Origin of the sequence: Pararhizobium sp. LjRoot235 (assembly GCF_964254145.1) — a bacterium.
Taxonomy (GTDB): Bacteria; Pseudomonadota; Alphaproteobacteria; order Rhizobiales; family Rhizobiaceae; genus Pararhizobium.
On the sequence record NZ_CAXUSP020000001.1, the window covers coordinates 2,026,555 to 2,038,554 of the forward strand.

The 12,000-nt window shown below is 61.9% G+C and carries 14 protein-coding genes; 11 read left to right on the forward strand and 3 right to left on the reverse strand.

Going from position 1 to position 12,000, the window contains the following annotated elements; all coding sequences use genetic code 11:
• Positions 1-100 precede the first annotated feature (100 nt).
• From cobA to ACSQ2Z_RS09685, 11 genes are all read left to right on the forward strand, one after another.
• Positions 101-943, forward strand: coding sequence for a uroporphyrinogen-III C-methyltransferase (gene cobA / locus ACSQ2Z_RS09635; RefSeq protein WP_436080994.1), 843 nt, complete (start codon positions 101-103; stop codon positions 941-943).
• Positions 940-2,244 carry a cobyrinate a,c-diamide synthase gene (locus ACSQ2Z_RS09640; RefSeq protein ID WP_436080995.1) on the forward strand — a complete coding sequence of 435 codons (1,305 nt, stop codon included), beginning with the start codon at positions 940-942 and terminating at the stop codon, positions 2,242-2,244. Before cobA ends, ACSQ2Z_RS09640 begins: the two co-directional genes overlap by 4 nt.
• Positions 2,241-3,245, forward strand: a complete 1,005-nt coding sequence (cobD, locus tag ACSQ2Z_RS09645) for a threonine-phosphate decarboxylase CobD (protein WP_436080996.1) — start codon at positions 2,241-2,243, stop codon at positions 3,243-3,245. Before ACSQ2Z_RS09640 ends, cobD begins: the two co-directional genes overlap by 4 nt.
• Positions 3,246-3,257: 12 nt before the next feature.
• Positions 3,258-4,241: an adenosylcobinamide-phosphate synthase CbiB gene (cbiB, locus tag ACSQ2Z_RS09650; protein ID WP_436080997.1), complete on the forward strand. Its 984-nt coding sequence runs from the start codon at positions 3,258-3,260 to the stop codon at positions 4,239-4,241.
• Positions 4,242-4,386: 145 nt separating this feature from the next.
• Complete coding sequence (locus ACSQ2Z_RS09655) at positions 4,387-4,815, forward strand: L,D-transpeptidase (protein WP_436080998.1); 429 nt, start codon at positions 4,387-4,389, stop codon at positions 4,813-4,815.
• A 176-nt stretch (positions 4,816-4,991) separates the two neighbouring features.
• Complete coding sequence (locus ACSQ2Z_RS09660; RefSeq protein WP_112834592.1) at positions 4,992-5,276, forward strand: acyl carrier protein; 285 nt, start codon at positions 4,992-4,994, stop codon at positions 5,274-5,276.
• Positions 5,277-5,516: 240 nt separating this feature from the next.
• Entirely contained in the window at positions 5,517-6,002 is a 486-nt protein-coding gene (locus ACSQ2Z_RS09665) for a 3-hydroxyacyl-ACP dehydratase FabZ family protein (protein ID WP_436080999.1), read from the forward strand.
• Positions 6,003-6,004: 2 nt separating this feature from the next.
• On the forward strand, positions 6,005-7,210 hold the full coding sequence (locus tag ACSQ2Z_RS09670; RefSeq protein WP_436081000.1) for a beta-ketoacyl-ACP synthase: 1,206 nt from the start codon (positions 6,005-6,007) through the stop codon (positions 7,208-7,210).
• A 13-nt stretch (positions 7,211-7,223) separates the two neighbouring features.
• Complete coding sequence (locus tag ACSQ2Z_RS09675; protein WP_436081001.1) at positions 7,224-8,510, forward strand: beta-ketoacyl-ACP synthase; 1,287 nt, start codon at positions 7,224-7,226, stop codon at positions 8,508-8,510.
• 56 nt (positions 8,511-8,566) lie between these two features.
• Positions 8,567-9,595: a zinc-binding dehydrogenase gene (locus tag ACSQ2Z_RS09680; protein WP_436081002.1), complete on the forward strand. Its 1,029-nt coding sequence runs from the start codon at positions 8,567-8,569 to the stop codon at positions 9,593-9,595.
• Between the two features lie 11 nt (positions 9,596-9,606).
• Entirely contained in the window at positions 9,607-10,539 is a 933-nt protein-coding gene (locus ACSQ2Z_RS09685; protein ID WP_436083039.1) for a lipid A biosynthesis lauroyl acyltransferase, read from the forward strand.
• On the opposite strand, the gene ACSQ2Z_RS09690 is transcribed toward ACSQ2Z_RS09685, so the two are convergent.
• The 3 genes from ACSQ2Z_RS09690 to ACSQ2Z_RS09700 form a co-directional block, all read right to left on the reverse strand.
• The gene (locus tag ACSQ2Z_RS09690) at positions 10,500-10,778 is read right to left on the reverse strand and encodes a hypothetical protein (RefSeq protein WP_436081003.1); all 279 of its coding nucleotides are present in this window, start codon (positions 10,776-10,778) and stop codon (positions 10,500-10,502) included. The genes ACSQ2Z_RS09685 and ACSQ2Z_RS09690 overlap by 40 nt on opposite strands.
• 100 nt (positions 10,779-10,878) lie before the next feature.
• The gene (locus tag ACSQ2Z_RS09695) at positions 10,879-11,229 is read right to left on the reverse strand and encodes a VOC family protein (RefSeq protein ID WP_436081004.1); all 351 of its coding nucleotides are present in this window, start codon (positions 11,227-11,229) and stop codon (positions 10,879-10,881) included.
• A 14-nt stretch (positions 11,230-11,243) separates the two neighbouring features.
• Complete coding sequence (locus tag ACSQ2Z_RS09700) at positions 11,244-11,642, reverse strand: SRPBCC family protein (protein ID WP_436081005.1); 399 nt, start codon at positions 11,640-11,642, stop codon at positions 11,244-11,246.
• Between the last annotated feature and the right edge of the window lie 358 nt (positions 11,643-12,000).

Consider the following 12,000-nt stretch of genomic DNA (forward strand, 5'->3'; position numbering starts at 1 on the left):
AAAAAATTGAGGATGTTGCCGCAGAATGTGAACAAAACGATTCTACATCTTCACAGTCTGATTCATCTCGGATGCCGCGGGCCGTGTCGAGGATGAAGCCATGACGGATGCACTGTTTTCCGGTCTGCCCGAACTTGAGCCTGGCTCCGTCTGGCTCGTTGGCGCGGGTCCCGGCGATCCCGGCCTGCTGACGCTGCATGCCGTCAATGCGCTTCGCCAGGCCGATGTCATCGTCCACGACGCGCTGGTCAATTCCGATTGCCTGGCAATGGCAAAGACCGGCGCGGTGCTGGAGTTTGCCGGCAAGCGCGGCGGCAAGCCGTCGCCGAAGCAGCGGGACATTTCCCTGCGCCTGGTCGAACTGGCGCGCCAGGGCAAGCGCGTGCTGCGGCTGAAGGGCGGCGATCCCTTCGTCTTCGGAAGGGGCGGGGAGGAGGCCCTGACGCTGGTCGAACACGGCATCCCGTTTCGCATCGTCCCGGGCATCACCGCCGGTATCGGCGGGCTTGCCTATGCAGGCATTCCGGTCACGCATCGTGAGGTCAATCACGCCGTGACCTTCCTCACTGGCCACGATTCGTCCGGCGTCGTTCCCGACCGCATCAACTGGGAGGGCATCGCCAAGGGCTCACCGGTCATCGTCATGTACATGGCGATGAAGCATATCAGCCAGATTACGGCCAATCTGATCGCCGCCGGCCGCTCGCCGGAGGAGCCGGTTGCCTTCGTCTGCAACGCCGCGACGCCGCAACAGACGGTGTTGGAAACGACGCTGGCGCGCGCCGAGGCGGACGTTGTCGCTTCCGGGCTGGAGCCGCCAGCCATCGTCGTTGTCGGCGAAGTCGTTCGCCTGCGCTCCGCCCTCGACTGGCTGGGTGCCCTTGAGGGGCGCGTGCTCGATGCCGATCCACTGTCGAGCCGCGCCTTCAGGGACCCCGCATGAACGGTCTCCTGATCGCGGCGCCGTCATCGGGTTCCGGAAAGACGACGGTAACGCTCGGACTGATGCGTGCGCTGCGCAATCGCGGCATCGCATCGGCGCCGGGCAAGGCGGGGCCGGACTATATAGATCCGGCTTTTCACACGGCCGCCAGCGGTAAGCCCTGCTTGAACTACGACCCCTGGGCGATGCGGCCGGACCTGCTTCGCGCCAATGCTGGCACGACGACCGCCAACGGCGAAACACTCGTCATCGAGGCCATGATGGGGCTTTACGATGCGGCGGCCGACGGAACGGGGTCGCCGGCCGATCTTGCTGCCTTGCTCGGCCTGCCGGTCATCCTTGTCATCGATTGCGCCCGCATGGCTCACTCGGTTGCTGCCCTGGTGCGCGGCTATGCCGACCATCGCGACGACGTTCATATTGCTGGCATCATCCTCAACAAGGTCGGTAGCGATCGCCACGAAAGGATGTTGCAAGACGCGTTGGACGCGATCAGCACGCCGGTGTTGGGCGTGCTTCGCCATAACGCTGCCCTCAATCTTCCGGAGCGCCACCTCGGTCTCGTGCAGGCCGGCGAACATGGCGAGTTGAATGCGTTTATCGAGCGGGCGGCAATGCATGTTGAACAAGGCTGCAATCTGGATGCGATTCTGTCTGCGGCGCGCTCCGTGTCGCCGCGCCGATTGAAGACGGATGTCTTGCCGCTGAAGCCGCTCGGCCAGAAAATCGCGATCGCCCGCGATATCGCCTTCGCCTTCTGCTACGAGCACCTCATGTCCGGCTGGCAGCACGCCGGTGCCGAATTGTCGTTCTTTTCACCGCTCGCGAATGAGGCGCCTTCCGAAGACGCCGACGCGGTCTATCTTCCGGGCGGTTATCCGGAGCTTCACGCCGGGATATTGGCGAATGCCGCGCGGTTCAAATCGGGCATGGCACGGGCGCGCGATCGTGGCGCCTTAATTTTCGGCGAGTGCGGCGGTTACATGGTGCTCGGCGACACTCTTGTCGCAGCGGATGGCGTACGGTTCGAGATGCTGGGCTTCCTGCCGCTCTCGACCAGCTTTGCCGAGCGCAAGCGGCATCTCGGCTATCGGCGGATCAGGCCGCTCGACACCACGTTTTTTGACGGTCCGTTGATGGCGCACGAATTTCACTATGCTTCGATCCTGTCCGAGGGCGACGCCGATCGGCTGTTCGACGCCACCGATGCCGTCGGCACGCCGCTTGGGCCTGCCGGGTTGCGGCGGGGACGGGTCGCCGGCTCGTTCATGCACATTATCGATTCGGCCGGGGTCCCATGAGTGCTCCGATCATCCATGGCGGCGGGATAACCGAGGCGGCAGCCGCGTTCGGCGGAGAGCCAAGGGACTGGCTCGATCTGTCGACCGGCGTCAATCCCAATCCCGTGTCGCTGCCGGATATTCCGGTCAATGCCTGGCATCGCCTGCCGGACCGTCACCTGGTTGATGGCGCGCGAACTGCCGCCGCCCGCTACTATCGCAGCGGCGATGTCCTACCGCTTCCGGTTCCGGGCACGCAGTCGGTGATCCAGTTGCTGCCGCGTCTTATTAAAGCTGGCCGTCGCGTCGCCATTTTCGCGCCGACCTATGGCGAATATGCGCGTGTTTTACTGGCCGCCGGTTTTGCCGTCGATGAGATAACGGCGCCTGACGACCTGACGGGCGAGCACGGGCTGGCGATCCTGGTCAATCCCAACAATCCGACGGGACGGGCCTATTTTCCGGGCGAAATCATTGCCATGGCGCGGCGGATGAAGGCGAATGACGGCACGCTGCTGGTCGACGAAGCCTTTGGCGACACGCAGCCTGATCTGAGTGTCGTGTTCTCGGTGGCCGAGCACGACAACCTGATCGCCTTTCGGTCGTTCGGCAAGTTTTTCGGCCTGGCCGGCCTGCGGCTCGGTTTCGTCATTGCGGGCGAGCCGGTGCTGTCGGCCTTTCGCGAATGGCTTGGACCATGGTCGGTTTCCGGTCCGGCACTGGTGATCGCCGCGGCACTCATGAACGCTGACACGAACGTCGTTCAATCTGCCATCACGGAGCGGAAGACCGCGCTTGAAGATATTCTCCTCAGGGCCGGGCTGAAGATCGTCGGCGGTACGCCGCTTTTCACGCTGGTGGAACTTGAGCAGGCTGCGCATCTCCACACACATCTATGCCGGGCTCACATCCTGACGAGAAAATTCGACTATGCGCCGTCGTGGCTGAGGATTGGGCTTGCGCCGGATGTTGCAGGCGATACACGTCTGGCGCAGGCCTTGCGCCGCGCGGACCTCGCCTGAACGGACCCTTGCATGTCGACCGAAATCCTCGTTGTCCTCGTTGCCGCTTTGGTGCTCGACCGCATTGTCGGCGATCCCGACGGGCTCTGGCGCCATCTGCCGCATCCGGTTGTGCTGTTCGGCGCCATGATCGGCTGGTGCGACCGGACCTTCAATCGCAAGCATCTGGGCGACGATGCGGTGAAAATCAGCGGAGTTCTCGTCATCGCCGCACTGTTGGCGTGGAGCCTTGTCTGCGGCTGGCTGCTGCATCGGCTGTTTGCTTACCTGGGGCTATTCGGAATGGCCCTTGAAACTGTCCTCGTCGCGGTCTTCCTGGCCCAGAAAAGCCTTGCCGATCACGTGTCCCGCGTCGCCTCGGGGCTGCGCTTCGGCGGACTGGCGGGCGGGCGCAAGGCGGTGTCGATGATCGTCGGGCGGGATCCGGAAACCCTGGATGAGCCGGCGGTCTGCCGTGCCGCGATCGAAAGCCTGGCCGAAAATTTCTCCGACGGCGTCGTCGCGCCCGCCTTCTGGTATGCTGTTCTCGGCCTGCCGGGGCTCCTTGCCTACAAGATGCTGAACACCGCCGATTCGATGATCGGGCACAAGAGCCCGAAATATCTGCAATTCGGCTGGGCTTCCGCCCGCCTCGATGATCTCGCTAATATTCCAGCAGCACGCCTGTCGATCCTGTTGATCGCAGCCGGTGCCCTTTTCACAACCGGCCGCCGCGCCGGCGGCAACGCCATTGGCACGGCGCTGCGGGATCATGGCCTGCATCGTTCGCCGAATTCGGGGTGGCCGGAGGCAGCGATGGCGGGCGCGCTCGACGTTCAACTGGCAGGCCCGCGGATCTATTCCGGTTCTCTTGTCAATGAACCGATGATCAATGGCTCCGGTCGGGCAGTTGCAACCGTCGAGGATGTCGAAACGGGTGTTTCCATATTCTACGGCGCCTGCACGGCGCTCGTCCTGTTGAGTGCGTCTGTCGCTCTCTTTGTCAGTATAGCTTAGCGTCTTTACCGAGAACGAGAAGACTGATCCGGACTCGTTAATCCGGCATTTTCCATTTGTCTTAAGCGAATATCATTCGAATATTGTTAGGTCTGCGTCCGTTGGAACACCAGTAATAAGGTGCTTGTATCCGGAGAGGACTTTAATGCGTAGAATTGTCGTGGCCCTTTTGGCCCTCTTGTTCATGCAAATTCATTTGCCGTCCGCCTTTGCCGCTAATCTTATTGCCAATATCAGCCTTTCTTCTCAGACGATGACAGTCTCGCAGAACGGCATCGTCCGCTATCGCTGGAAGGTCTCGACTGCGCGCAAAGGCTATGTCACGCCGCAGGGAAGCTGGAGCGCCAAGTGGCTGTCGAAGAACCATCGTTCGCGCAAATATGACGACGCTCCGATGCCCTATGCCGTGTTCTTCAACGGCGGTTACGCCGTTCACGCGACCTTCGATCTCAAGCGCCTCGGCCGTCCGGCCTCGCATGGTTGCATCCGCCTGCATCCGGAAAATGCCGCGGAGTTCTTCTCGCTTGCAAGCGAGTACGGTCTGAAGAACACGAAGATCGTCGTGACCCGCTGAACCGTTGCGGCGGTTACGCGGAAGGAGAGCGCATGCGCGGCCGGATTGGCGGCGCAGGCCGCTCATCTGATGTTTGCGCAACACCATTGCCATAAATGCAACTCTTGGGCTCAAGGCCATTGGCTTTTCAGCGGCATTTACCTATAGGTTCGCCAAAACATGAATTCTAAAGAGGTATGCGCGTGACAGCTACATTCGACAAGGTTGCCGACATTATCGCGGAGACGAGCGAAATCGACCGCGAGACGATTACACCGGAAAGCCACACCATCGACGATCTTGGCATCGACAGCCTGGATTTCCTCGACATCGTCTTTGCGATCGACAAGGAATTCGGCATCAAGATCCCGCTCGAGCAGTGGACCCAGGAAGTCAACGAAGGCAAGGTTTCGACTGAGGAATATTTCGTCCTCAAGAACCTCTGCGCCAAGATTGACGAACTGAAGGCCGCCAAGGGCTGACGAATGTCCCGCGTTCAACACGCGGGAACACCGTGCATGAACGATCTCAATGCCGCCTGTCGCGTGGACTGCGCTTGACAGGCGGCATTTGCGTTTTTACTTGACGATCGCATGATCGCGCCGCCGCACCGGTTTCGGGCGGGCCAAACTGGGCGGGATCATGCGCGGATTTGAAATCCGGAGCAGTCCAGGCGCCGTCTCTGGTGCGCCGCGCTCCGGGCCAAGCTGGATTTGCTCCTGATGCTCCTTGAATATTTTCAGATGATCGACCGGGTCGAGACCCTCGATCTCACCGCCAAGACGCTTAAGGCGCGCTCGGTTGTTCCCGCCAAGAGCCCTGTGTTCGAGGGTCACTTTCCCGGCTATCCGCTGGTGCCAGGCGTTCTTCTGATCGAGACGATGGCGCAGGCCTCGGGTTTCCTCGTGCTTGCCGCGACCGATTTCGCGGCCATGCCGTTCCTGATGTCGGTTGATGGTGCCAAGATGCGCACCTTCGTCGAGCCGGAAGCCGTGCTCGACATCGAGGCCTTCCTGGAACATGACGGCTCCGGCTTTGCCGTCACCAAGGCGAAAATCACCTCGCAGGGCAAGAAGGTCTGCGACGCGCAATTAAAACTGCGGACCATGCCGTTCGATCAGGTGCCGCTTGGCCCGATCGTCAAGAAGCGTGCCGAAGAAGTGGGGCTGATGGCGGCGATGGCAGCTATAGCCACGACAGGAGAGTGACGATGAGCAAGTCTGCCAATGACGTAGTCATCACCGGTGTCGGCATCGTCACCAGCCAGGGGGTGGGCACCGAGGTGCACACTGCGCTTCTGACCGCCGCCCAGCCGCCAGCCGTGCGCATCGAGACCGAGCGCTTCTCGCCTTATCCCGTGCATCCGCTGCCGGAAATCGACTGGTCGCAGCAGATTCCGAAACGCGGCGACCAGCGGCAGATGGAAAACTGGCAGCGCCTCGGCGTCTTCGCCGCTGGTCTGGCGCTGGATGATGCGGGTTTCAAGGATGACCTCGAAGCCTGCGGCTCGATGGACATGATCGTGGCAGCCGGCGGCGGCGAGCGCGACATCACCGTCGATTCGCTGATCGTCGACGAGGGGCTGAAGCGCAACGACCGCGAGCGGCTGCTCAACGAGAAGCTGACGACGGAACTGCGCCCGACCTTGTTCCTTGCCCAGCTTTCAAACCTGATGGCCGGCAATATCTCCATCGTTCACAAGGTTACCGGTTCATCCCGCACTTTCATGGGCGAGGAGGGAGCCGGTATTTCAGCCGTGGAAACCGCCTTCGCTCGCATCAAGGCGGGCCAATCCACCCATACGCTCGTCGGCGGCGCCTTCGTGGCCGAACGGCAGGACGTGCTGCTTCTGGTTGAGGCCATCCAGGGCCACACCCGTGGCGACTGGCAGCCGCTGTGGGCGCGCAAGGCCGAAGATGGCGGCGGCATGATCCTCGGTTCGGTCGGCGCCTTCCTCGTTCTGGAATCGCGCGCTCATGCGGAGGCTCGTGGCGCCCACATCTATGCGACGATCGACGCGATCGAGGGCGATCGCGGCAGCCGCGATGCCGGCCGGCTGGAAGCGCGGCTTGAACGGCTGCTGGAGCCGGCAAAAGCCCTAGCGGGCGAGGGGACCGTTGTTTTCTGCGGCACGACCGGCTTTCAAGATTTGGCCGCGCGCGAGCAGGCCGTGCTAGAGGCCACGGTTCGCGGTGCAGCACTTCGCGCCTATGGTGGCCTGACTGGTCATGCGCTCGAAGCCCAGTTTCCGCTTGGCTTGGCGCTCGCTGCGCTAACGCTCGACGGCCGGGCGAAGGTCCCGCCGTTCGACATCGGCCACGAACGAGCGATGACGGCCGGGGCAACGGCGGCCGTCGTCACAACAGTCGGCCATGTTCGCGGTGAGGGCGTTGCCTTCCTGTCGGCCAATGCGTGAGGAGTGAACCATCATGACCCAATCGAAATTCACCGATCATCTCGGCCGTCCGATCATCGCGGTGACCGGCATGGGTGTCATCACCTCGCTCGGCCAGGGGCTGAAGGATAATTGGGCGGCGCTGACCGCCGGCGTCTCCGGCATCCACGCGATCAAGCGCTTTCCGACGGACGGATTGTCGACCCGCATTTCCGGCACGGTCGATTTCATCGATGTGCCGGCGGAAAATTCCGTCGAGCGTTCCTATGCCTTCGCCCGCGCAACGACGGAGGAAGCACTGGCGCAGGCCGGGCTTTCCGGCGATTTCAACGGGCCGCTATTCCTCGCTGCCCCGCCGATCGAGCCGGAATGGAGCGACCGTTTCGCGCTCGCCGACCGGGCACCGGCCTCCGAACGTCCCGGCGATGCCTATGACCGCTTCATGGCGGTGCTGCGCAACAAGGCCGATCCGGTCTTTCACGAAGCCATGCTGTTCGGCGCCATTTCCGAACGCCTGGCCGATCGTTTCGGCACGCGCGGCCTGCCGGTGACGCTTTCGACCGCCTGCGCTTCCGGCGCGACGGCGATCCAGCTCGGCGTCGAGGCGATCCGCCAGGGCCGGACCACCCGCGCGCTGACGGTTGCTACCGACGGTTCGGTCAGCGCTGAAGCGCTGATCCGCTTCTCGCTGCTGTCGGCGCTTTCGACGCAGAACGATCCACCGGAAAAGGCCTCCAAGCCCTTCAGCAAGGATCGCGACGGTTTCGTCATCGCTGAAGGTGCAGCGACCCTGGTGCTCGAAAGCCTGGAATCAGCGATTGCCCGCGGCGCCCGCGTTCTCGGCATCATGAAGGGCTGCGGCGAGAAGGCTGATCTCTTCCACCGCACCCGCTCCTCTCCGGACGGCGGCCCGGCGATCGCGACGATCCGCGCGGCGCTTTCCGATGCCGGCCTCGCCGAAAGCGGCATCGGCTATATCAATGCCCATGGCACCTCGACGCCGGAAAACGACAAGATGGAATACGGCGCCATGTCGGCGGTCTTTGGCGAGGCGCTTGCCAGCATTCCGGTGTCATCGAACAAGTCGATGATCGGCCACACGCTGACAGCGGCCGGCGCTGTCGAGGCGGTTTTCTCGTTGCAGACCATACTGACCGGTACCCTGCCGCCGACGATCAACTACACCAACGCCGATCCCGCCATCGTGCTCGATGTCGTGCCGAATGTGAAGCGGGATGCAAAGGTGACGGCCGTCCTGTCGAACTCCTTCGGCTTCGGTGGCCAGAACGCCAGCCTTGTCATGACTGCGGAACCCGCCTAATCCGACAGGCGACACTTTATCGATGAAGACGCCTTTGGGCGAAGGACTAAAATATCATGCGCGCTTTGCAACTGATCGACGACCGCAAGCTGGAAATCACCGACCTTCCCGAACCGGAAGCGCCGGGTCCCGGCGAAGTCACGCTCCGGATCAAGGCCGTTGCGCTCAACCATATCGACGTCTGGGGCTGGCGCGGCATGGCCTTTGCCAAGCGCAAGATGCCGCTGGTGATCGGCGCGGAAGCGTCTGGTGTGGTCGATCAGATCGGCCCGGGCGTCGCCAATGTGCTGCCAGGACAGCTCGTTTCGATCTACGGCGCGCGCACCTGCGGCCTCTGCCGAGCGTGCCGCGAAGGCCGCGACAATCTTTGCGAACATGTCGGCGGTGTGCACGGTTTCCATCTTGACGGCTTCGCCCAGGAGAAGGTCAATCTGCCGGCACGCCTGCTCGTTCCCGCACCTCCAGGCGTCGATGCGGTGGCCGCGGCTGTCGCTCCGGTGACCTTCGGTACCGTCGAGCACATGCTGTTCGACAATGCCAAGCTGGAACCGGGCGAAACCATCCTCATCCATGCCGGCGGCTCGGGGATCGGCTCGGCGGCGATCCAGCTTGCCAAGAAGATCGGCTGCACCGTCATCACCACCGTTGGTTCCGACGACAAGATCGAGAAGGCGAAGGCACTCGGCGCCGACCATGTCATCAACTATCGCACCGACCGCTTCGAGGGCGTCGTTCGCAAGCTGACCAAGAAGAAGGGCGTGGACGTCGTCTTCGAACATGTCGGCAAGGACACCTGGGCGGCCTCCATGTTCAGCCTGAAACGCGGCGGGCGTCTGGTGACGTGCGGCTCGACCTCCGGCGTCTCGACGGACATGAACCTGATGATGCTCTTTCAGCAGCAGTTGAAGCTGCTCGGATCCTTCGGCTGCCGCATGGAGAACATGGCGAACGCCATGCAGAAGATGGCGCGTGGCCTCGTTCATCCGGTCATCGACACCGAAGTCGGCTTCCATGAAATCGACCGGGCGCTGGAGCGGATGGAGACGCGCCAAGTCTTCGGCAAAATCATCCTGCGGATGGACTGAACATCGTGCGCATGCTGATCACACGGCTGGTTCTTGCGGTGGAGCACTTTCGCCAGTGGTCGATCGCGCAGTTCGTCTTCCTGTTGCTCGGCACGCTGAAACTGTTTCCAGCCAATGGCGCCATCGAGTTTGCCGATCGTTTCACCCGTTGGCTCGGGCCGAAGCTGAAGCGTCGGCACAAGCTGACCATGACCAATCTGCGCAATGCCTTTCCCGAAAAAAGCGAGGCGGAGATCGAGGCGATCGCGCTCGAAAGCTGGGGCAGCATCGGAAGGCTGGCGGCCGAATACGTCTTTCTCGACGAACTCTTCGATTTCGATCCAGCAAACCCGGAGCCGGGCCGCATCGAAGTCTCGGGTGTTCCTCTGTTTATCGAGTTGCGCGACAATCCGCGTCCGTTCATCGTCTTTACCGCCCATAGCGGCAATTTCGAACTGCTGCCCGTCGCCGGTGCAGCCTTCGGGCTGGATGTGACAGTACTTTTCCGCCCACCGAATAATCCTTACGTAGCCGACAAGGTGTTCAATTTCCGCAAGCAGCGCATGGGCAATCTCGTGCCGTCGCATGCCGGCTCGTCGTTCACGCTCGCGCGCAAGCTGGAGGCGGGCGGCGCCGTCGGCGTGCTCGTCGACCAGAAGTTCCGCAAGGGTCTGACGACGAAATTCTTCGGTCGGGATGTCCGTACCAACCCGTTGCTTGCCAAGCTGGTGCGGCAGTTCAACTGCGAGGTCTATCCGGCCCGCTCGATCCGGCTGCCGAACGGGCGTTTCCGGCTCGAGCTCGAACCGGCCATCACCATCCCGCGCCGGGCCGACGGCAGCGTCGATGTCACCGCGACGGCACAACTTCTCAATGACAAGGTCGAGAGCTGGGTCCGGGAATATCCCGGTCAGTGGCTCTGGTATCATGACCGCTGGAACATCAAGCGCAGTCTGAAGGATTGATCGGAAGCCAGCGTGCACGTGTTTCCCAGCCGCATTATCACGGCATCTCTGCTTTCGTGCATGAGTGGCGAAAATAAAATCAAACGGTAACGTCTCAGCTTGGTGGCCGGCATGAATGCCGTCTCTTTGATTGTAGACTGTGTTGCACCAGCACCGCGAAGCGCTTCGTCGATTGAACAGGTGCGATCCAATCGATGCAGATCGGGATTGCGACGCTCTCCAAGCACCGGCAAGATCATCGGCGCAATCCTGATCTTTCAGGAGGTCGCCGGCCGCCGCAATCGCCGCGTGAGGCCGAATGGCGAGGGCGGGCCGCCCTCGCGCCTCATTTCATCTCGGCTATTTGTCCGACCAGACCGCCAGTTCGTAGCCATCCGGATCCTGAAAATGGAAGCGCCTGCCGCCCGGAAAGGAAAAGGTGTCCTTGACGATATGTGCACCGGCCGCCTCCAGCCGCGCTTGCGTGGCCGCGAGATCGTCCGCATATAGGATCACCAGTGGTCCGCCCGGCCTTACCGTTCCCGTCGTCAAGCCGCCGGTCAGCCGGCCATCGCTGAATTCGCAATATTGCGGGCCGTAGTCGGTGAACGACCAGCCGAAGGCCGCGCCATAAAATGCCCTCGACCGAGCGATGTCGGCAACGGCGAATTCGATATTGTCGATCTGGCGATCGGTGCCTTTCTGTCCCATGTTCGTCTCCCTTGTTATGTTTCCAGCAGTTTTTTCAAGGTGTTGAGGTCGTTCAGAACCCACTTGAAATCGGCTTCGAACTGTTCCTCGCTTATCCCGGGCAGTTTCAGCAGCGTGAACATCACCTCCGAGCCGTCGCCATTGGGCACGGCGCGCAGTGCATTGTGGACGTCGAGTCCCGATTCCATCGTCACGACATGGTCCATCACGCCGAAATCGTTCTTCGGTGTGAATGTGACGCGGACGCTGCCGAGCGGGCCACGCGCCACCCAGGCCTCGCCGTCGGCCTCAAGGCCGCTGCTGAGGCCGGAAGCCCAGAGTGGCATGTTTTCCGGCTTGGCCGCGAAGTCGTAAACATCGCGCCAGTTCCTCTCGATGCTGATATGGACGATCCTGGCTTCCATCACGCTCATTTTAATTCCCTCCAACTTAACCCGAGAGTCTGGGTGACTGGATCGCGAAGTCTTGAACGGAACGGCCAGCGGATGGTGCCAGACGAAAGGCCAACATTCGCATCTTCCCTGACATATGCGCCCGATCACCTCATCCGTTCGATCGGCCGGGACCGTCCGCTTGAGCTTACCCGGCCTGCCCGGAAAAGTCTCGCTTTCGACAACAATCACTTGTCGTTAATCGATTTGAATGCCAAAACTCCGTCAGCATTTCGCAAGGCGCTTTCAGGCTTCCCTGCCGCACGGAACCGCCCTGCTCAAGTCAATCTGGTGGAGTTCTCGCGCATGTCCAGCCGGGCATTGGCCACTTCACTGTCTA